Here is a 19,322-nt window from a genome sequence, read left to right on the forward strand (position 1 = left end):
CTGCGGCGTGGATGCTGGCGCCCAAAACCCCCTGGACAGGGGATGCCCTTCGACGCCTGAAACTAGACCGGGTCTTCTACCGGTTCTCCTACCAGTTCTTCTACCGGCCCTTCGAGAACCTCTGAGCCTGCTTCGGCGGTCTCGTACTCGACGGGAGATGCTTCGACGCCCTCACCCTCGGCGGGAGCGGCTTCTAGGCCTTCGCCAGTCTCGGAGTAGTACTGGGCCCAGGCCTCGTCTTGGTCGGCGGCCACATCCTCGTTGACGGCGCCGATGTAGTTGCCCTCGGCGTCGTAGGCGTGCTCGCCGAAGTGCTCCTGGAACTCAGCGGCCACCACACCGCCCTCGGCAGCCTGCTTGATCGACAGGCTGATGCGGCGGCGGTTGATGTCGAGGTCGATGATCTTCACCCACAGCTCCTCGCCGGGGGTAACCACCTGCTCGGGCAAGTCGATGTGGTGGGAGGAGATCTCCGAGATGTGCACCAAGCCCTCGATGCTCTCGCCCACCTGCACGAAGGCCCCGAACGGCACCAGCTTGGTAACCCGGCCGTACACCAGCTCGCCCACTTGGTGGCTGGTGGCGAACTCCTGCCAGGGATCCTGCTGGGTGGCCTTAAGCGAGAGGCTGATGCGCTCCCGGTCGAGGTCCACTTCCAGCACCTGCACCTCGATCTCGTCGCCCACCTGCACCACCGCGCTGGGATGATCGACGTGCTTCCACGACAGCTCGGACACGTGCACCAGGCCGTCCATGCCGCCCAAATCCACGAATGCGCCGAAGTTCACCACCGACGACACCACGCCGCTGCGGCGCTCGCCTGGCTTGAGGTTGTCCAGGAAGGCCTCGCGCTGTTCCTTCTCGGTCTCCTCCAGCCACGCCCGGCGGGACAGCACCACGTTGTTGCGGTTCTTGTCGAGCTCGATGATCTTGGCCTCCAGGGTCTGTCCGATATAGGGCTGGAGGTCGCGCACCCGGCGCAGCTCCACCAGCGAGGCAGGCAGAAAGCCCCGCAGACCGATGTCCACGATCAGGCCGCCCTTGACCACTTCGATAACGGGGCCCGAGACGGTTCCTTCCTTCTCCTTGACCTCTTCGATGTTGCCCCATGCCCGCTCATACTGGGCCCGCTTCTTCGACAGGATCAGATGGCCGTCCTTGTCCTCCTTCTGGAGCACCAGGGCCTCGATCTCCTCGCCGAGGGTGACGATCTCGCCGGGGTCCACCACGTTGCGGATGGACAGCTCCCGAGTGGGGATGATCCCCTCAGACTTGTAGCCGATGTCCAGCAGCACCTCGTCGCGGTCAACCTTCACCACCTTGCCGGAGACGATCTGGCCGTCTTCCACCTGGACCATGGTGGCGGTGTATGCGTCGTCCAAGAACTGGTCTTCGATGTCCTGGTCGGTGATCTGACGGGGGATGTAGTTGCCCTCAGCGTCAAAGGTTCCCACACCGTCGGGGGCGTCGATCACAGCCGTGGCGGCTGGCGGTGCGGGTTGGGTGGATGGGGCGGTATCGAGGTCGGACACGTTGAGTTGAGCCTCACAGGAGGAAATGGATAGGACAATGGGCGCGGCGCAGCAGCCTGAACCGGCCCGTTGATGCTAACAGCACGCCTTGTACTGGGCTACTTGGCGTCGGCCCAAGTGTGCCCCGAGGAGAGGTGCACTTCGAGGGGAACCCTCAAGTTGTAGGCCTCGGCCATGGTTGCCACGGTGAGCTCGGCCACGCCGTCGTGCTCGCCCTCTGGAACTTCCAGAATCACCTCGTCGTGTACTTGGAGGATGATGCGGCTGGCGAACCCCCGGTCTTGGAGCGCGTGGTCGATCCTCACCAGGGCCACCTTGAAGATGTCGGCGGCCAAGCCCTGGATGCCGGCGTTCATGGCCTGACGCTCGGCTGCTTGGCGAAGCCGGAAATTGGAGGAGTTGATCTCGGGAATCCGAAGCCGCCGCCCGAACAGGGTCTCGGTGTAGCCCCGGGTCCGGGCCTCGGCCACCGCTCGATCCATGTACTCCCGCAGCGTGGGGAAGGCCCCGAAGTAGGCGTCGAGGATCACCGCGGCCTCTCCGGTGGGGATGTTCAGCCGCGATCCCAAGCCGTAGGCCTCCATGCCGTAGGCCAGACCGTAGGACACCATCTTGGCGGTGGACCGCTCCTCGATCCCCACCGCGCCGGGTTCGATGCCGAACACCTGGGAGGCCACAGAGGTGTGTACGTCCTGGCCCGACTCGAACGCGTGGATCAACCCGGGATCCTCGGCCAGGTGGGCAATGCAGCGCAGCTCGATCTGGTTGTAGTCGGCCACCAGCAGCTCGCAGCCCTCGGCGGCCACAAACACCTCCCTGAACACCCGCCCGGTCTCGGTGCGCACCGGGATGTTGTGCAGGTTGGGGGCGTCGGAGCTGAGCCTCCCGGTGCGGGCCACCGTCTGGTTGAACGTGGCCCGGATGCGGTTGTCGGGCTCGAGCCCCACGGCGGCCACCAAGCCCTCCCCGTAGGTGGAGCGCAGCTTCTCCACCTCCCGGTAGTCCAGCAGCGCATCCACCACCGGATGCTCGCCCCGCAGCTTCTCCAGGGTGCCGGCGTCGGTGGAGTAGGCCCCAGTCTTGGTCTTCTTCTGAGGGGGAAGGCCCAGCTTGTCGAACAGCAACTCGCCCACCTGCTTGGAGGAGTTCACGTTGAAGCTCCCCTCGCCCGCGGCATCGATCACCAGCGCCCGAAGCCGCTCGGCGTCGGCCACCAGCCGGTCGCGCAAGCCGGTCAATCCCTCCACGTCCACCCCGATGCCCACGTGCTCCATGCGGGCCAGCACCCGAACCAGGGGCACCTCCATATCATCGTTGAGGCCTCTCAGGCCTTGGGCGTCCAAGGCGTCCAGGAGTGGAGCAGCCAGATGGGACACGGCCAGGGCCTGAAGGCCGGCCTGCATAGCCGGCTCCACCGATTCGCCGGATTCGTCGTCGAACAGCCGGCCCTCGTCGGGCTGGTCGATCCCCGGCAACTCCATCGACGTGTGCGTCCGCATCAGATCGTCGAGCCCGAATCGCCCGCTGGCCGGGTCCAGGAGATAGGCGGCGATCTGGGCGTCCAGGGTCAGCCCAGCGGCATCGATGCCCTGCGACACAAGCCACAAGACAAACGGCTTGATGTCGTGGCCCATGAACGGGGTCCCGGCGCTGAAGAATGCGGCCAGGGCGTCGTGGCCCGAGGATTCCAACAGCTCGGAGGGCAGCCACACCGTTTGGCCGGCGTCGCAGTCGGCAACCAGGGCCAGGCCCAGCAGGCGGCGCCGATGGGGCTGGCTCTGGTCGAACGGGTCGCCCCAGCCTGCGGCCAGGGCCACCGGCTCGCCGCTGTCGGCCAGCCGATTCAGCGCTTCGGTGGCGGCATCTGCGGTTGCGATGGTCTCGACCTCGGCCTCCAACACCCCACCAACGTCGCCGTCATCGCCCAGATCCACATCCAGCACTTCGGTCACGAAGTCGCGGAGGCTCCTGAACTCCAAAAAGTCGAACAGCTCCTCGATCTCGGCGGTCTTCGGCGGGGCCAAGCCCAGATCCTCCACCCCCAGGTCGAGCGGGACGTTTCGCACCAGCTCCATCAGCTCCAAATTGAGCTTCACCCGTTCTTGAGCCTCGTCCAGGTTCTGCTGGAGCTTCGGGGTCTGATCGCCCACGTGCTGATACAGCTCGTTGATGGAGCCATAGGCGTTGATGAGCTTGGCCGCGGTCTTCTCCCCCACCCCGGTCACACCGGGCAGGTTGTCGGAGGGGTCGCCTCGCAGGGCGGCGTAGGCCACGTAGTCCGACGGCTTCACCCCGGTGCGCTCCTCAATGCCGGCCTCGTCGTAGAGGGCGTAGTCGGAAACCCCCCGCTTGTTGTAGAGCACCCGAACGTGGGGGTCCTCCACCAATTGATAGGCATCCCGGTCGCCGGTCACCACGATCACGTTCTCGCCCCGGTCGCGGGCTTGGGTGGCCAGCGTGGCGATCACATCGTCAGCCTCCACCCCGACGTGGTCCACCGCGGCAATCCCCAGCGTGTCCACTAGCTGGCGGACAATGCCCATCTGCTGGCGCAGCGCTTCGGGAGTCTCCTCGCGGTTGGCCTTATAGCTGGGCTCCCGCTCGTGGCGGAAGGTCGGCTCGCGCCGGTCGAAGGCCACCCCTACCCGGTCGGGACCGTGGTCGCGCAGCAGGGTCAACAGCATCCTGGTGAAGCCGTACACCGCGTTGGTCACCTGCCCGCTGGCGGTGGTCATGTCCTCGGGTACGGCGAAAAACGCCCGATAGACCAGGGAGTTCCCGTCCACCAGCATGACGGTTCCCGGCTCCTGGCCCGCGGCACCCCCCTCAGCCATCGGCGCGAACTCCGCTCAATGCTCTCAGCTCGTCGTCACCCATCTCGACGATCTCGGCAGCCACCTCGGCCATGGGACGGCGCTCGCTCATGGCCTGGTGCTGAATGTGGCTGTAGGCGTCGGACTCCGACATGGCGACCACGTCCATGAGCCGCCCCTTGGCCCGGTCGATGGCCTTGCGGGCCTCCAACCGGGCTTCAGCCCGTTCCACCTGGTGGTTGAGCGCCACCAGCTCTCGGAACCGCACCAGGGCCACCTCCACCGCGGGCACCAGCTCAGCCCGCTCGAAGGGCTTCACCAGATAGGCCAGCGCCCCGGCGTCGGCGGCCCGGGCAATCAGGTCCCGCTGGCTGAAAGCGGTCAGCAGCAGCACCGCGCACAGCCGCTCGTCGCGGATCTGACCGGCGGCGGTGATCCCGTCGGTCCCCGGCATCTTCACGTCCAAGATGGCCACATCGGGGCGTTTCTCCCGCACCAGGTCGAGCACCTGATCGCCCCGGCTGGTCTCCCCCACCACCACGTAGCCCTCCTCCTCCAGGGTCTCCCGCAAGTCGAGGCGGATGATGGCCTCGTCCTCGGCCAACACGATCCGCACCGGATCGGTCGATGGGGTGGGGGCAGCCTGGGCCGACGGATCGGCCGCCGAGGTGGAGTCGGTCTGGGCCGACGGGTCAGACATCGGAATAGAACCTGTCCAGCAGATCGTCTTGCTGCTCCTCCAAGCTGCCGATCTCCTCCCGGAGCCGGGCCCGATGCCGAGCCATGGTCTCGGCCTGGCGGGCGGCGTCGCGGTGTTGGCGTTCAGCGGCGGGGGTCTCCGATACCAGGGCCCGCAGCCGGGCATCTTCGGCCAGATCCTCAAAGTGGAGGCATTGCTCCTCGGCCACTTCCAAGTCGCCTCGCAGCCGCTTCAACCGGTCGGCCAACTCGGCCAATCTCCGCTCGGCCCTGCTCTGGGTCACGAGCCGATGCTATCCACCAATCGCGGCGACACACTGCTTCAGCTACAGGCCAAATCTAGGAGCGCCACTAGCCTTTTGGCGCACAGCGAGGGCAGGAGGAGAACACCGATGAGCGATGAGATCCAGGAGAACGCAGTCAACGGAAAGGTCTGGGCCGACTTCTGCGACAACTTGAAGGAGGCCGGCCAGATCATCCTCGACAACAGCACCGACGACCTCGACCGGCTGGAGGGCTTCCGCTATCTGAGCCGTCTGACCCGAGGTGGCCTCGGGCGCCTTGAGAACCACGGGCCCGGCTATGCCCAGATCCTGCCGATAGCCCACAACCTGAAGATCGGCTGCGACAACCCCGATGCCCTCTACCAGAGCGTCGGCATCAAAGGCGCCTTCGACTACCGCATCCATGGACCGCGAGGCACCGTCAACTACCTGAGCCTGAACTCTTTCTCCGGCGGCTTCTGGCAAGGGGCGCCACCCCCCGGCCGACAGGGCGCCCTTGCGTTCAACCATCCCCAGCCGAACGAGTACGTGGACGTGATCGCCAGCATCAACGAGCCCGAACTGGAGCCCGGTCAGCGGTGGCTGCCGACAGGGCCGGAGACCAACCAGATCGCCATTCGCAACTTCTATCTCGATCGGACCACCGAACGGCCCTCCGAGCTTCAAATCGAGTGCCTCAACGGCCCCAGCGATCCTGTGCCCCCGTTGTCGGCGCAGAAGCTGACCATGGGCCTGGCCCGGGCCGCGTTGGAGGTTCACGGCATCGCCAGGCGGTTCGTCGAGTGGCTGGACATGTTCCAGGAGCGGCCCAACACGCTTGAGTTCCTACCCACTCACGACAAGCCGGGCGGTTGGGGCGACCCCACCCAGTTGTTCCGCCACGGCTACTGGACGCTCGAACCGGGCCAGGCCATGGTGATAGACGTCCCGCCCATCGAGGCGTACTACTGGAACTTCCAGCTCAACAACATTTGGGAGGAGTCGCTTGACTACGAGTGGCTCCAAGTGACCGTCAACAAGCACAGCGCGGTGTACGAGCCCGACGGCACCGCCCGCATCATCGTGGCCGACGAGGACCCCGGCTTCGCCAACTGGATCGACACCGCCCACCATCGCCACGGCACCATGGGCCTGCGCTACAACCAAGTGGTCGAAGACATCCCCCCTACCCTCCGAGTGATGAACGTCGCCGACCTGGAGAGCTTGCGCTAGACGAATTCGGTCTCAGGCTATTTCTCAGCGACCAAATCGATAATTCCGATCGACGGGCGGACGCCAAAACGCACCTGGGGGGCGTTGCCCCGCTCTCGTCCTACTCCGGTGGACACATAGGTCGGGGTGCCGTGGAGTTCGTGTAAACCCCCGGCCGCGATATGTCTGGGCACGCTGGACGCGGTGATAGGAGGGCCGAAGAATGGAATCGCAACCTGCCCGCCGTGAGTATGGCCCGAGACGAGCAGGTCCACGGTGCTTCCCTCCAGCAACTTGATTACGTCTGGTTCGTGGGCCAGCAGGATCCGCACGCCGGGTAGGTCGTCATTGGAAAGCCGGTCAACAGCCAGTTGAGCGGCAGGTTCATAATCGCGGCCGAGTAGCGACACTCCCGCGATATGGACGACATTCCCTTTCAACTCCAACGTGGCAATCTCGTTGTCGAGCACTTGGGCCCCTGTCCCATGGGTGATCTGGTGAAGTTCAGCAACGGTGTCGGAGTGCCCGTTGACCAAGTAGACAACAGGCACTGCGTCGACGAGCCGTTGAACGAGCTGCGTGAATTGCGGCGCTCGCTCTTCGAACTGGCCCGCTTCGATCTGATGCAAGTCTCCGGGGAACATCACAATGTCGGGCGCAAAGGAGATCAACCGGTCGATTGCCTCATTCTCGTAGTTGCCGATTGAGGTGGTCTGAAGATCTGCAATCACACCGATGCGGATATCCTCGCTGATGCCTTCAACGGCCAGCGTCGCTGCATCCACTCGCAGCCAGAACGGTTCGATATGGGTGGCGTAGACGCCAACCGGAATCGCCGTGAACGAGACGAGGCAGAGGGTGGTGATGACCAGGGGGCAGGGGCGGCCAAACGCCAACACAATCGCCCCGGCCAACGGGAGGCCGACAACGCATACCAGATATACGACATGGACGACCATGAAGTGATCTAGACCGGTGAAGAGCAAAGCCACCGCGGCAAAAGCCATGGTGCCGCCAACCCCGACGCTCGCCGCACCGAGGACTATCCATCCGGTGCCGACTCCCCGGTGTATCCAATAGACCGAAGCGGCTCCCGTCGCCGTTCCCACCACAACGGCGGCGGCTATCACGTAGTAATTCAAGGTTTGCGATCCTCCGAAGACTCTTGATGCCCCCGACGGACCCACCCGCGACCGGGATATTACGACCCGGTCTCTTGAATTACTGGTCGGGTCCACCGCTGCGGCTCGAATCCGACCAATTGACCCTATTGTCGGAAAATAGTGCCGGAACTACCCTCAGGACATGAGTCCAGAACCTGAGCACGATGTTCTGGGAATCGCCGGAGCGGATGCCCCAAGGCCTGAGCCGCGCCCGAGGATCAAGAAGAAGGACTACGAGCAGGAGCTGTCTCGACTCCAAGAGGAGTTGGTGCGGTTGCAGCGCTGGATCCGCCACAAGGGGCTCAAGGTGGTGGTGATCTTCGAGGGGCGCGACGCCGCTGGCAAGGGCGGGGTGATCAAGCGCATCGCCGAGCGGACGAATCCCAGGGTGGTTCGGGTGGTGGCACTGGGCACCCCCAGCGACCGGGAGAAGACCCAGTGGTGGTTCCAGCGCTATGTGGCCGAGCTGCCCGCCGCCGGGGAGATGATCCTTTTCGACCGCAGTTGGTACAACCGGGGGGTGGTGGAGCCGGTGATGGGGTTCTGCACCGAGGAGGAATACCGGGAGTTTCTGCGGTCGTGTCCGGAGTTCGAGCGGATGCTGGTGCGTTCGGGGATCATCTTGATCAAGTACTGGTTCTCGGTGAGCGACGAAGAACAGGAGCGCCGGTTCCACAACCGGATCAACGATCCGATGCGGCGCTGGAAGCTCTCCCCGATCGACATCGAGGGCCGAACCCGGTGGGTGGAGTTCTCCAAGGCCAAAGACACCCTGTTTGCCCACACCGACATCAAGCAGGCCCCCTGGTATGTGGTCAACGCCGACTCCAAGAAGGCGGCCCGGCTGAACTGCATCTCGCACCTTTTGTCGATGATCCCCTACGAGGAAGTGCCCTGGGAGGAGGTCGAGCTCCCCGAGCGCCAAGACAGAACCGGCTACGTGCGCCCTCCCATGTCCGACCAGACCTTCGTGCCCGAGGTCTACTGAGAGTCCCCCCGGCCGGTTGGCCGCCACATGGACCTCTCCTTTTGGAGCGGGTCGGAAGCCAGAGTTGGAGTGGCGTCGAGGATCATGGCCGTGCGCTGGTCGAGGTCGTAGCCGGGCCAGGGGCCGAGCTCGGCGGTTGACGGGTCGCCGGTGCGGGCAAATGCCGCCCATGCCGTGCGGATGCCCCGGCCCAGCGCCTCGGCGGCATGGTCGGCGCCGATGAACTCGCGCCAGCCGTCGACGTGGAAGCTGTCGAGCACGAAGGGCAAGTCGATGGCGTGGAATGCCCCTTTGTCCGGGTCGGCCTGCGAGCACCACCGGAAGTCGTAGAGGTAGGTGCTCGCTCCGGCGGCGGCCCGCAAGTCGGCGATGCGCTGGATGGGCTCCCTCATAGAGACATCGGTGTTGATGGCGGTCAGGATGTCGGAGTCGGAGGTCCAGGCAGTGCCCCCGGCAGCCCGGCGGTACTCCCCCACCACTGCTGCCACTTCACCGGCCAAGGGCTCGGCGCCGGTTCTGTCGGCGATGTGGCCGCTCACCGTGTGATGCAGGATCTGCCCGGAGCTCTCTTCAGGGAGTTCCTGGTGGAACAGGCGCAGCTCATGGGCAGTCGCGCCGATCAGCACACCGACGTCGGTCGCTATTCCCGATTGGAGCAGCTCCGACGGCTTTGCCGGGATGAGCGATTCGTCGACCACGGGGTGGAACGGCATGGCCCCCGCGGTGGCAAACATGTCCATGATTGTCGGAAGCTGGGCCTCGACTACTGCTTCTGGCTCCAGTTCTCGGAGTCCGGCGACGTCGCCCACCCCGGCATGCTTCATGAAGGTTTGCGTCACTGTGTCAGCCACGTCGGGCGACTGGGTCATATCGACCCCGGGGCTCTGCATGATGGCCCGCCGCAGCACCCCTGAGATGCCCGGACTGCCGAGAAGATGCAGGATCGACCCTGCTCCCGCGGACTCACCGAAAGCGGTCAGCGTCGCCGGGTCGCCGCCGAAGCGGGGCGCATTGGCCGCCACCCATTCGAGGCCGAGCCGGATGTCGTGCAGGCCGCAGTTCGCGGTGGTTCCCTCACCGCCCGGCACCTGGCGAAGGTCCATGAACCCCAGCGCCCCCACCCGGTAGTTCACCGAGGCCACCACCGCCTGCTGCTCGGCCGCCAACCTGGCCCCGTTGTAGAGCGGGAACGAGCTCCCTCCCGTCAGAAACGCCCCACCATAGATCCACACCAACACCGGCAAGTCAGCCGTTTCCCCCACCGGAACCCACACATTGAGCGTCAAGCAATCCTCCGACACCGAGGTTGCATCGGCTCCCGGAATCACCCCGGTGTACGGGCCATCGACTGCCTGGACGGGGTCAGGCCCGAATGAGCTGGCATCCAGCACCCCACCCCACCGCTCTGCTGGCTCCGGAGCGCAAAACCTCCCGTCTCCCACCGGAGGCCTGCCGTAGAGAATCCCCAAGAACTGCCGCACCGCCCCGTATGGCGTGTCAACAACCGCGCCCCGAACCGGTCCATGTGTCGTCTCAACGACAGATCCCAATTCCCTGCGGCTATTCATCCGATGCGCCACCGGCCGGGGGGTTGACGTGGACGGTGACGATCTCGAGTTCGTGGTACTGCTGGTGGAGCACAGAGGTCGCGTAGTGCTGGAGTAGGCGCAGCGAGACATCGCGCTCAACGGGCCGATCTGCCGTCGGCTCGTCGAGCACGGCCAGCCGGTCCTCGATGTTCTCCCCCCGGGCCGCAGCCACGAACTCGAGCACGGCCCGCCCGTCCTGCTTGCTGGCGGTGACGCGCAGCGTTCGGTCCTCTGGAGCGTCTCCGGCCTGCTCGGCGTCGAGCAGCGTGACCATTGTCTCCTCAGCCACCGCGTCCAGCCTCTGCGACATCGATGCCGCCCAGCCGTGGCGCTTTGCGAAGGCGCTCAGGAATTCCTGTATGCGAGGGAGCTCCGGCATTGCCAGATTGGTGCGCAGCCGATGGCGGCGGGATTGGGTGGCCTCGGTGAACAGCGTCAGAACGATGGCCACGAGGCCGCCCGAGGTCATGCCATTCTCCAGGAAGCCACCGGCGAAGCCCTCCAGGTATTCCGGGAAGATCAGGCTGTTCTGGAATCCGACGCCGAGCCAGAAGGCGATGCCCGCGATCAGGCCCTTTCGGTAGTCCGCAGCCTCCTCGGAGACGATCCTCATACCCACCACGAACAGCAGCGAGATCAGAACGGTGACATACGCCGCAACCACCGCATCGGGGATAGCGAGCACCAACGCCAAGAACTTGGGCAAGAATGCGAACACTATGAATACGACGCCGATGGCGACACCCACGCGGCGAGCGGCCACGCCGGTCAACTCGGTAATGGAGACGCTTGATGAGTAGGTGGTATTAGGCACTGTGCCGGCCAGCCCCGACAGCAGATTGCCGGTGCCATCAGCGGCCACTGCTCCCTGCACCACGCGGTAGTCCACCGCTCGCGGCTTTCGCCACGACACGCGCTGGATGGCCACTGAGTCGCCGATGGTCTCGACCGCGCCAATGATCGTGACGATCACGAAAGCGGGCAGAAGGCTCCAGAACGCCGAGTCGAATGAGAAATCGAAACCGGGCCAACCGCTGTCGGGAACACCGACCCAGGCGGCGTCGGACACCTGATCGAAGTCGTACAGTCCGGAGGCGGCGGCCACAATCGAGCCAGCCACCACGCCGATCACTGGCGCCCACAGCCGCAGGCTCCCGGAAGACTTCAGCGCGATGCCAATCACCACGAGAATGGTGACCAGGGCACTCGTCGGCGCGCTCCAGTCGGATTCGCCTTCCGGTGACGCTGTCACCATGTCGAATATGAGCGGCATCACGGTCACAGCAATGAGCATCAGCACGGTGCCGGCCACCACGGGCGTGATCAGTCTCCTGAACAACGAGAGCCTCGAGGCGAGCAAGAACTGGAACAGCGAAGACGCCACCACCAACACGGCCAGCAAGCCGGGGCCTCCCTGCACCAAGGCCGCCACGCACACGGCGATGAACGCCCCCGACGTCCCCATGAGCAGCACGTACCCGGCGCCGATGCGCCCGAACTTGACCGCCTGGAGGATGGTGCTGATGCCGCTGACCACTGCCGCCGCGAACACCGCCCAAGTGAGATACGAGTCGCTTCCACCCGCGGCTCGGATGACGATCGCCGGCGTGAGCACAATGCCCGCGATCGACAGAATCGCAAACTGAAGCCCCATCCCCGCCGTCAGCGCGGTCGGCGGCTTGTCATCAGGCTCAAACCGAATCCGACGCTGATCAGCTAAATCGCCCTGTTCCATGACCCCATGCTTACGAGACCAGACAGCAGATTCAAACCGCTGAAGTCCCTGCACTTCCGTGTTAGGGCTCCAGTCAAGGGCTGGGGAGGTGGCGGCGGGGGAGGGTGGAGTTGATGGTGTCGATGGCGTCGATGACGTGGTGGGCCACCCACACTTGGGATCTGTCGGCGCGGTGTGCGCTGGGTTGGAGCACATCGGCTTCGGCGAGCTGGTGGAGTATTTGCGATGCCCGGCCCGGAGTCACGCCGTAGGTGTCTTGTATGTGGCGGGCAGTGATGGCTGGCGTGTGGATGAGCGAGTCCAGGATGTGCTCGACCGCGGATCCGGCCCGGGTGCGGACCCGGGCTCGGTGGTCTTGGCGCAGGTCGTCGACGCGCCCGACGAGGCGGATGGCGGCGGTTGCGCCGTCGGCCACCGCGGCCGCGAACACGGCCACCCATGCGTCGACGTCTCCGGCCCGGTAGGCACTGAGGCCGTCCACGTAGCCCACCGGGTCGTGCAAAAGGCCGTGGGCCACTGGAACCGGTGCCGGGCCGGCGTCAAGGAGGGGGTGGATCAAGAGGCGGCCGACACGGCCGTTACCGTCGACGTAGGGGTGGATCGTCTCGAACTGGGCGTGAGCTATCGCGGCGTGGACCACGGGGTGCAGGTCCTGTCGGGCGGCGAAGCTGACGAGGTCGTCCATCAGCGCCGCCACCTGGTCATGGGGCGGGCCCTCGAAATCCGCGGTCTGGCGGTTCTCGCCAATCCACACCGCGCAGTCCCTCCACGCTCCCAGGTGCCGCGGCAGTATCTCGGAATCTGCGGCCAGCAAGCTGCGGTGTCGCCGGTGGAACCACTCGGCGTCGATGGGCTCGTCGGACCGAAAGGCGTGAAGCGCGGTGGCCACGTTCGCAGCCACCAGCTCAGTGCCCCGGGGGACCGGGTCGGCCTCCTCTTCCCCCAGATCGGCCAGTGCGACCGCCAACGCCTCGCTCGAGGTGGTGATCTGCTCGATCTGCGACGACGCCACCGCGTCGGCGCGGATCAACACCGCGCTCAGGTGCCCCAGCACCCCAGACCCAAACTCCGACTGTGCCCGCAAGCGGCCGATCTCATCCCTAGCCGCCTCAACCGACTGGGCCGCATCTCGCCCCGGCGGCGGCACCGGCTGGCCCGCAATCCTTGTGGGCACCGTCTGCACGACTGTGATGCGCGGCTCGCTATCGTCAATCCAGGGGCGGTACAGCTCATTGTCGACGACCACCGCCCGGCGATCCGCAGCCGGCCAACCCTCCACTGACACCTCAACACCCCTTCCAGAAGTTTAGGCAACTATACTATTACCTAAACTCTCTGCGTTTGCGTTTAGGCGCAGACCCACACCGCTCCAGCACACTGGTGCCCGGGGAGGGACTCGAACCCTCACTCCCTTGCGGGAACCGGATTTTGAGTCCGGCGCGTCTACCAATTCCACCACCCGGGCGGGGGGCCAGCATGCTGGCTGGGGGAAGGGCAGTTTACCCAGTGCAATAGCAGGGAAGCTTGCTGGATACCTTGGACAGAGGGGCTTGTCTCGTAGAGTGTTGAAACCCCACTGTCGTCTGAGAGGTCTGACACCTGATGATTTGCTTCACCTATCCCGGCCAGGGATCCCAAAAGGCCGGCATGGGTTCGGCCTGGGTCGACCACCCCTCGTGGGAGCTGGTGGCCGAGGCCTCTGAAGCAGCGGGGCGCGATGTGGGCCAGCTCCTGCTCGACGCAGGGGACGACGAGCTGCGCCACACCCGCAACTCCCAACTCGCCACGTTCATGGTGTCGATGATCGCGCTGGACGCGGTAACCCGGGTGGGCATCGAGACTGCCGGGCACGCCGGCCACAGCCTGGGCGAATACTCCGCGCTGGTGGCCGCCGGGGTGGTGGACTTCTACGACGGCGTTCGCCTCGTGTCGGAGCGGGGCGAGGCCATGCAGGTGGCCGCCGAAGAACAAGACGGCACCATGGCCGCGGTCATGGGCCTCGATGACGACTTGGTGGAGCAGGCCTGCGAGCAGGCCGACGGCGGCGTGTGGGTGGCCAACTACAACGCCCCCGGCCAGGTGGTGATTGCCGGCGCCCCCCCGATGGTGGACGCAGCCGGCGCCATCGCCAAAGACCTGGGGGCCAAAAGGGTCATGGCCCTGCCCGTGGGCGGCGCCTTCCACACCCCGTTCATGGCGTCGGCCAAAGACCGGCTCCAAAAGGCGATCGGCAAGACCGAGTTCCGGGTTCCCGACCATCCGGTGTACGCCAACGTGGACGCCGCCGCCCACACCGGCGCCGACGTCTGGGCCGACCTTCTCAACGATCAGCTCACCAGCCCGGTGCGCTGGCGCCAGTCGGTCCACAACATGTGCGACGACGGCTTCACCACCTTCGTAGAGCTGGGGCCGGGCGCGGTGCTCACCGGGACGGTGAAGCGAACCGCCAAGGACTGCCAATCGCTCAAAGTGAACGCCCCCGCCGACATCGACGCGGTGCTGGAGGCTCTGGCCGGGCCCCCAGTAGCCGCTGCCGGCCCCCTGGAGGGCGAGGCCCTGTTCGCCACTGAGCGGCTGGTGGTGAGCCCCGCAGCCGGCGTCTTCCAGCCCACCGACGACAACTTGCTGGGCAACGGAGTGCCCGCCGGACAGCTCCTGGGGCATGTGGGCGACACCGAGGTCCGCACTCCCTGGGCCGGTGTGATCATGGGATTCCTGGCTGTGGAGGGCGAGCGGGTCACCGCCAGCCAGCCCATCGCCTGGCTGAGGACCAACTGAGGAACACAGGCTGATGACGAGAGCGGCTATCACCGGTCTGGGCACCGCGACAGGCCACCGAGTGGTCACCAACCACGACTTGGCCCAAACCCTCGACACCAGCGATGAGTGGATCGTGGAGCGCACCGGCATCCACGAGCGCCGTGTGGGGGGCAGCTGCCTGGAACTGGGCGGTCAAGCGGCCAAAATCGCCCTCAAGCAGGCGGAGATCGACGCCACCGACCTCGACCTGATCATCTGCTCCACCTGCACCCCCGACCAGGTGTTCCCCGCGGTGTCGAATCGCATCCAAAACGAGCTGGGGGCAATGTGCGGGGCGTTCGACCTGAATGCGGCCTGCTCGGGCTTCACCTACGGCGTGTCGCTGGCCCAAGCCCAGATCGCCGCGGGAATGGAGCGGGTGCTGGTGATCGGGGTGGACACCCTCAGCCGGTTCACCGACTGGGACGACCGCTCCACCGCCATCTTGTTCGGCGACGGGGCCGGGGCGGTGGTGCTGGAGCCGGCCATCCGCGACGACCGGGGCGTGCTCAGCACCTACATGGGCTCCGAGGGCCGCTTCGCCGACCTGTTGATCTGCGACTTCGGCGACTACATCAAAATGGACGGCAAAGAGGTGTTCCGCCAAGCGGTGCGGGTCATGGTCTCAGCCAGCCAGAGAGTGCTGGCCGACGCCGGGCTGGAGGCATCGGATGTGGCCGCAGTGATCCCCCACCAGGCCAACTTCCGGATCATCGAAAGCGCCATGAAACGCCTGGACATCCCCTTGGAGAAGGCGGCCACCGTGCTCAAGACCACCGGCAACACCTCATCGGCCTCCATCCCGCTGGCCATGGACGAGGCGGTGTCGAAGGGGGCCATAAACGACGGTGATGTGGTGCTTTTGGTGGGCTTCGGCGCAGGTATGAGCGTCGCCGCCGCGCTGCTACGCTGGGGCCAGTGAGCACATCCAGGGTTGTCCTGGTGACCGGCGGGAACCGGGGCATCGGGCTGGCGACAGCCACTGAGTTCGCCCAAAGCGGCCATCAGGTGGCGGTGACCTACCGCAGCGAGCCCCCGCAAACCAACGGGCAAGTCGATCTGTTGGGAGTGCGCTGCGATGTGACCGACGAGAACCAGATCGAAGCCGCCTTCGCCGAGATCGAAGAGCGGCTCGGCCCGGTCGAAGTGCTGGTGTCCAACGCGGGGATCAACCGCGACAAGCTGCTGATGCGCATGAGCGAGGCCGACTTCACCGACGTGATCGACGCCAACCTGACCGCCGGCTACCGGGTGGCCAAGCGGGCCACCAAGTCGATGATGCGCAACCGCTGGGGCCGCATCGTGTTCGTGTCTTCGGTGGTGGGCGCCGTGGGCCAGGCCGGGCAGGCCAACTACGCCGCTTCCAAGGCCGGCCTGGTGGGGCTGAGCCGATCGCTGGCCAAGGAACTGGCCAGCCGCAACATCACCGTCAACGTGGTGGCACCCGGCCCAGTGGGCACCGACATGTTGAACGAGCTCGACGAGGACCGCCGCTCGGCCATCATCGACGCGGTTCCCCTCGGACGATTGGGCGAACCCTCCGAAATTGCTGCCACCATTTCCTTCTTGGCCTCCGACGCCGCCGGCTACGTCACCGGAGCGGTAATTCCGGTAGACGGTGGCTTGGGCATGGGAGGATGAATGCCCGGATACGCATTGGAAAACCCATCCAAGGACCACCCGTCCACGAATAGGAGAGAACAAGCGTGAGCGACGACAACTTCACTCGCTTCCAGAACTGCACCGTAGAGGTGCTGTCGGTGGAGGCCGACCAGGTCACTTCCGAAGCCACCTTTGCCGACGACTTGGACTCCGACAGCCTCGACTTGGTCGAGCTGGTGATGGCCCTCGAAGAGGAGTTCGACATCACCATCGACGAGGAAGAGCTGGAGGGCATCGAGACCGTGGGCCAAGCCTTCGACTTGGTGACCGTCAAACTGGGATGACCTGGCAGCCCGCTGACGAGACGAAAATCGAGCCCCGGCCGCGGAGCACCAGAACATGACCGCTCCGCGCCGAGTGGCGGTCACCGGCATCGGGGTCTTGGGCTGGCCCGGCCTCGGCCGGGACGCCTTCTGGCAAGGGCTGCTGGAAGCGCCCGCCGAGGGCCGGCGGGTGATGGACCACTTCGACCCCCTCCCCCATTTCGACTCCCCCAAAGACGCCCGCCGCACCGACCGATTCGCCCAAATGGCGCTGGCCGCAGCGGCCGAGGCGCTGGAGCAGTCGGGCGAGCTCAGCGCCGACCCCGACCGCATCGGCGTGTGGGTGGGAACCGGCGTCGGCGGCCTGCGAACCCTGGAAGACCAGATCCAGGTCCGCATCGAGAAAGGCGAGCGCCGGGTGTCGCCGTTCCTGGTGCCGATGCTGATGGCCAACGCGGCCTCGGCGGCCATCTCCATGCGCTACGGCTTCTCCGGGCCGTGTGAGAACACGGTCACCGCCTGCGCGGCGGGCACCCAGTCGATTGCCAACGCGGCCATGCTGATCCGCTCCGGCCGCTGTGATGCGGTCATCACCGGCGGCAGCGAGGCGTCCAACTCCATCACCGGCGAGGCCACCTTCTGGAACATGACCGCCGTCTCCCGATCCCATATCAGCCGCCCCTTCGACCTGGAGCGAGACGGATTCATCCAGGCCGAGGGCGCAGGCGTGCTCGTGCTGGAGGACTTGGAGTCGGCCCAGAACCGGGGAGCGACGGTGCTGGGCGAGATCCTGGGCGGGGCCAGCAACGCCGACGCCTACCACATCACCGCCCCATCGCCGGGGGGAGCAGGGGCCGTGCGGTGCATGGAGCTGGCCCTGGCCGACGCCGGGCTGCAACCCGACGACATCGTCCACATCAACGCCCACGGCACGTCTACCCCGCTGAACGACGCCGCCGAGGCCGAGGCCATCCAGAAGGTGTTCGGCACCCCGGGGCCGCAGGTTACCTCCACCAAGGGGGTGACCGGACACGCCCTGGGCGCGGCCGGGGCCATCGAAGCGGTGGCCGTGCTGCTGGCAATGGAGCACGGGCTGATTCCCCCCACCTACGGGTATGCGACCCCCGACCCCGACATGGCCCCCATCCGCATCGTGGCCCCCGAACCCGCCCCGTGGACCCCGGGACCGTCGCTGTCCAACTCCTTCGGCTTCGGCGGGCACAACGGGGCCATCGTGATCGGTCCCCCTCCGCCCGAATAATCGGGTACTGCCGGCCCGGCGCTGCTAACCGGCGTCGACCACCACGAACAGCAGCTCGCACGAGCAGGCCAGCTCGCCGTCCACCGACGCCCGTCCCGCGCCCCGACCGGCCCGGGCCGACAGGCGGGTCATCTCCACCTCGAGGTCCAAGCGCTCGCCGGGGTTCACCTGGCGGCGGAAGCGGGCGCTGTCGAGGCCGCCGAACAAGGGCAGCTTTCCCGCGAACCGCTCGTCGTGGAGCACGATGTAGGCCCCGAGCTGGGCGATGGCCTCGGCCATCAGCACGCCGGGCAGCGTGGGACGGCCGGGGAAGTGGCCGGCTAAGAACGGCTCATCGCCGGTGAGCTGCCAGTAGCCCTCCGCCCGCTCCCCGGCCACCATGGACGTGACCTCGTCGAGGAACAGGAATGGGGGGCGGTGAGGAAGGACCTCGGCTGGAGGCCTCATGGGAAACGCTATTGCTCCGCTATCCCTCGGGCAGTGCCGCAGCCAGATTGACCGCGGTGTTCTTGGGGCTGATCTTGTACCAGGCGTGCTCTAGGCGACCGCTCTCATCTACCAGAAAGGCCGAGCGGACGATGCCCAAATAGGTGTTGCCGTACATCTTCTTCTCCCGCCAGACCCCGAAAGCCTCGGCAGCCTCATGGTCGGGGTCGGACAGCAGGGAATAGCCCAAGTCGCACTTCTCATCGAACCGCTTCTGGCGGTCGGGCTTGTCTCCGCTGATTCCCACCGCGGCGATACCCCGTTCTGCGGCGATGTCACGAACGCCGATTGCCTGATTGGTTCAACCGGGGGTGAGTGCCTTGGGAAAGAAGAAAATCGCCAGCTTCCGCCCGGCGAAGTCGCCCAGCGACACCTGGTTGCCGTTTTGATCCGCCAGCGTGAAATCCGGCGCCGGATCGCCGGGAGACAGCAGCCAATCAGCCATGCGGTGGACCCTAGCCGATCAGGTCCCCTTGACGGCCGCCTTCAGCCGGGCGCCGGCGCTGACCTTGCAGCCCTTGGCGGCGGCAATCTGGATGGTCTCGCCGGTACGGGGGTTGCGGCCCGTGCGAGCCCCTCGCGAGGTCTGCTCGAAGGACACGAAGCCGGTGATCGACACCTTGTCACCCAAGATGACCTGCTCAGTGACCACCGTCTCCAAACTGTTGATCACGGCCTCGACAGAGCTCTTGCTCTCGCCGGTGCGCTCGCTGATGGTGCTGACCAACTCTGACTTGTTCATGGAATCCTCCTGAATAGTGAATTACGAGAGTGTAATTCAGATGGGATTAGACACAAAGTCACCTGAGTCAAGCAGCCCGCACGGGAAATGCAAAGTTCAAGTAGGGAAAGCTCGA

18 protein-coding genes and 1 tRNA gene are annotated in these 19,322 nt (G+C 65.8%); 7 read left to right on the forward strand and 12 right to left on the reverse strand.

Features of this window, described 5'->3' with window-relative positions:
• Positions 1-62: 62 nt before the first annotated feature.
• The 4 genes from rpsA to ACOGI7_RS07335 form a co-directional block, all read right to left on the reverse strand.
• On the reverse strand, positions 63-1,424 hold the full coding sequence (gene rpsA / locus ACOGI7_RS07320; RefSeq protein ID WP_419851479.1) for a 30S ribosomal protein S1: 1,362 nt from the start codon (positions 1,422-1,424) through the stop codon (positions 63-65).
• Between the two features lie 206 nt (positions 1,425-1,630).
• Positions 1,631-4,366, reverse strand: a complete 2,736-nt coding sequence (gene polA / locus ACOGI7_RS07325; protein WP_419851258.1) for a DNA polymerase I — start codon at positions 4,364-4,366, stop codon at positions 1,631-1,633.
• Positions 4,359-5,045, reverse strand: a complete 687-nt coding sequence (locus ACOGI7_RS07330) for an ANTAR domain-containing response regulator (RefSeq protein WP_419851259.1) — start codon at positions 5,043-5,045, stop codon at positions 4,359-4,361. Before ACOGI7_RS07330 ends, polA begins: the two co-directional genes overlap by 8 nt.
• Entirely contained in the window at positions 5,038-5,328 is a 291-nt protein-coding gene (locus ACOGI7_RS07335) for a hypothetical protein (protein ID WP_419851260.1), read from the reverse strand. The genes ACOGI7_RS07330 and ACOGI7_RS07335 overlap by 8 nt, the downstream gene beginning before the upstream one ends.
• Before the next feature lie 108 nt (positions 5,329-5,436).
• Between ACOGI7_RS07335 and ACOGI7_RS07340 the strand changes: the two genes are divergently transcribed.
• Complete coding sequence (locus ACOGI7_RS07340; RefSeq protein WP_419851261.1) at positions 5,437-6,540, forward strand: hypothetical protein; 1,104 nt, start codon at positions 5,437-5,439, stop codon at positions 6,538-6,540.
• Positions 6,541-6,557: 17 nt separating this feature from the next.
• Here the strand turns inward: ACOGI7_RS07340 and ACOGI7_RS07345 are convergent, their stop codons facing one another.
• Positions 6,558-7,661 (reverse strand): metallophosphoesterase, encoded by a 1,104-nt coding sequence (locus ACOGI7_RS07345; RefSeq protein ID WP_419851262.1) that lies wholly within the window; start codon positions 7,659-7,661, stop codon positions 6,558-6,560.
• A gap of 163 nt (positions 7,662-7,824) precedes the next feature.
• Here ACOGI7_RS07345 and ppk2 point away from each other — a divergent pair, with 163 nt between their 5' ends.
• On the forward strand, positions 7,825-8,670 hold the full coding sequence (ppk2, locus tag ACOGI7_RS07350) for a polyphosphate kinase 2 (protein WP_419851263.1): 846 nt from the start codon (positions 7,825-7,827) through the stop codon (positions 8,668-8,670).
• Here the strand turns inward: ppk2 and ACOGI7_RS07355 are convergent.
• From ACOGI7_RS07355 to ACOGI7_RS07370, 4 genes are all read right to left on the reverse strand, one after another.
• Positions 8,664-10,220 (reverse strand): carboxylesterase/lipase family protein, encoded by a 1,557-nt coding sequence (locus ACOGI7_RS07355; RefSeq protein WP_419851264.1) that lies wholly within the window; start codon positions 10,218-10,220, stop codon positions 8,664-8,666. The two genes, ppk2 and ACOGI7_RS07355, sit on opposite strands and share 7 nt — an antisense overlap.
• Positions 10,221-10,230: 10 nt before the next feature.
• Positions 10,231-11,994, reverse strand: a complete 1,764-nt coding sequence (locus ACOGI7_RS07360) for a uracil-xanthine permease family protein (protein ID WP_419851265.1) — start codon at positions 11,992-11,994, stop codon at positions 10,231-10,233.
• A gap of 73 nt (positions 11,995-12,067) precedes the next feature.
• Entirely contained in the window at positions 12,068-13,279 is a 1,212-nt protein-coding gene (locus ACOGI7_RS07365; protein ID WP_419851266.1) for a Fic family protein, read from the reverse strand.
• Positions 13,280-13,372: 93 nt separating this feature from the next.
• Positions 13,373-13,459: transfer RNA gene (locus ACOGI7_RS07370), tRNA-Leu, on the reverse strand.
• A gap of 137 nt (positions 13,460-13,596) precedes the next feature.
• On the opposite strand from ACOGI7_RS07370, the gene fabD reads away from it, so the two are divergent.
• From fabD to ACOGI7_RS07395, 5 genes are all read left to right on the forward strand, one after another.
• The gene (gene fabD, locus ACOGI7_RS07375) at positions 13,597-14,772 is read left to right on the forward strand and encodes an ACP S-malonyltransferase (protein ID WP_419851267.1); all 1,176 of its coding nucleotides are present in this window, start codon (positions 13,597-13,599) and stop codon (positions 14,770-14,772) included.
• A gap of 13 nt (positions 14,773-14,785) precedes the next feature.
• Positions 14,786-15,715 carry a beta-ketoacyl-ACP synthase III gene (locus ACOGI7_RS07380; protein ID WP_419851268.1) on the forward strand — a complete coding sequence of 310 codons (930 nt, stop codon included), beginning with the start codon at positions 14,786-14,788 and terminating at the stop codon, positions 15,713-15,715.
• Entirely contained in the window at positions 15,712-16,434 is a 723-nt protein-coding gene (gene fabG, locus ACOGI7_RS07385; RefSeq protein WP_419851269.1) for a 3-oxoacyl-ACP reductase FabG, read from the forward strand. Before ACOGI7_RS07380 ends, fabG begins: the two co-directional genes overlap by 4 nt.
• 65 nt (positions 16,435-16,499) lie before the next feature.
• Positions 16,500-16,739 carry an acyl carrier protein gene (gene acpP / locus ACOGI7_RS07390; protein ID WP_419851270.1) on the forward strand — a complete coding sequence of 80 codons (240 nt, stop codon included), beginning with the start codon at positions 16,500-16,502 and terminating at the stop codon, positions 16,737-16,739.
• A gap of 55 nt (positions 16,740-16,794) precedes the next feature.
• Entirely contained in the window at positions 16,795-17,979 is a 1,185-nt protein-coding gene (locus ACOGI7_RS07395) for a beta-ketoacyl-[acyl-carrier-protein] synthase family protein (RefSeq protein ID WP_419851271.1), read from the forward strand.
• 24 nt (positions 17,980-18,003) lie between these two features.
• Here the strand turns inward: ACOGI7_RS07395 and fabZ are convergent, their stop codons facing one another.
• Genes fabZ through ACOGI7_RS07410 form a run of 3 tightly spaced genes read right to left on the reverse strand, consistent with a single transcriptional unit; the run spans position 18,004 to position 19,207 of the window.
• On the reverse strand, positions 18,004-18,426 hold the full coding sequence (gene fabZ / locus ACOGI7_RS07400; RefSeq protein ID WP_419851272.1) for a 3-hydroxyacyl-ACP dehydratase FabZ: 423 nt from the start codon (positions 18,424-18,426) through the stop codon (positions 18,004-18,006).
• Positions 18,427-18,445: 19 nt separating this feature from the next.
• Positions 18,446-18,910, reverse strand: coding sequence for a thioredoxin-dependent thiol peroxidase (gene bcp / locus ACOGI7_RS07405; RefSeq protein WP_419851273.1), 465 nt, complete (start codon positions 18,908-18,910; stop codon positions 18,446-18,448).
• Positions 18,911-18,928: 18 nt separating this feature from the next.
• On the reverse strand, positions 18,929-19,207 hold the full coding sequence (locus ACOGI7_RS07410; protein ID WP_419851274.1) for an HU family DNA-binding protein: 279 nt from the start codon (positions 19,205-19,207) through the stop codon (positions 18,929-18,931).
• Positions 19,208-19,322: the final 115 nt, after the last annotated feature.

This window comes from Candidatus Poriferisocius sp., assembly GCF_965204145.1.
In the GTDB taxonomy this organism is placed as follows: Bacteria; Actinomycetota; Acidimicrobiia; order Acidimicrobiales; family Bin134; genus Poriferisocius.

Coding starts and splice junctions, on each gene's coding strand:
- ACOGI7_RS07410 (WP_419851274.1), bottom strand. CDS start 19,207: ATGAACAAGTCAGAGTTGGTCAGCACCATCAGCGAGCGCACCGGCGAG.
- polA (WP_419851258.1), bottom strand. CDS start 4,366: ATGGCTGAGGGGGGTGCCGCGGGCCAGGAGCCGGGAACCGTCATGCTG.
- ACOGI7_RS07360 (WP_419851265.1), bottom strand. CDS start 11,994: ATGGAACAGGGCGATTTAGCTGATCAGCGTCGGATTCGGTTTGAGCCT.
- fabZ (WP_419851272.1), bottom strand. CDS start 18,426: ATGAGGCCTCCAGCCGAGGTCCTTCCTCACCGCCCCCCATTCCTGTTC.
- ACOGI7_RS07395 (WP_419851271.1), top strand. CDS start 16,795: ATGACCGCTCCGCGCCGAGTGGCGGTCACCGGCATCGGGGTCTTGGGC.
- ACOGI7_RS07330 (WP_419851259.1), bottom strand. CDS start 5,045: ATGTCTGACCCGTCGGCCCAGACCGACTCCACCTCGGCGGCCGATCCG.
- ACOGI7_RS07340 (WP_419851261.1), top strand. CDS start 5,437: ATGAGCGATGAGATCCAGGAGAACGCAGTCAACGGAAAGGTCTGGGCC.
- fabD (WP_419851267.1), top strand. CDS start 13,597: ATGATTTGCTTCACCTATCCCGGCCAGGGATCCCAAAAGGCCGGCATG.
- ACOGI7_RS07380 (WP_419851268.1), top strand. CDS start 14,786: ATGACGAGAGCGGCTATCACCGGTCTGGGCACCGCGACAGGCCACCGA.
- ppk2 (WP_419851263.1), top strand. CDS start 7,825: ATGAGTCCAGAACCTGAGCACGATGTTCTGGGAATCGCCGGAGCGGAT.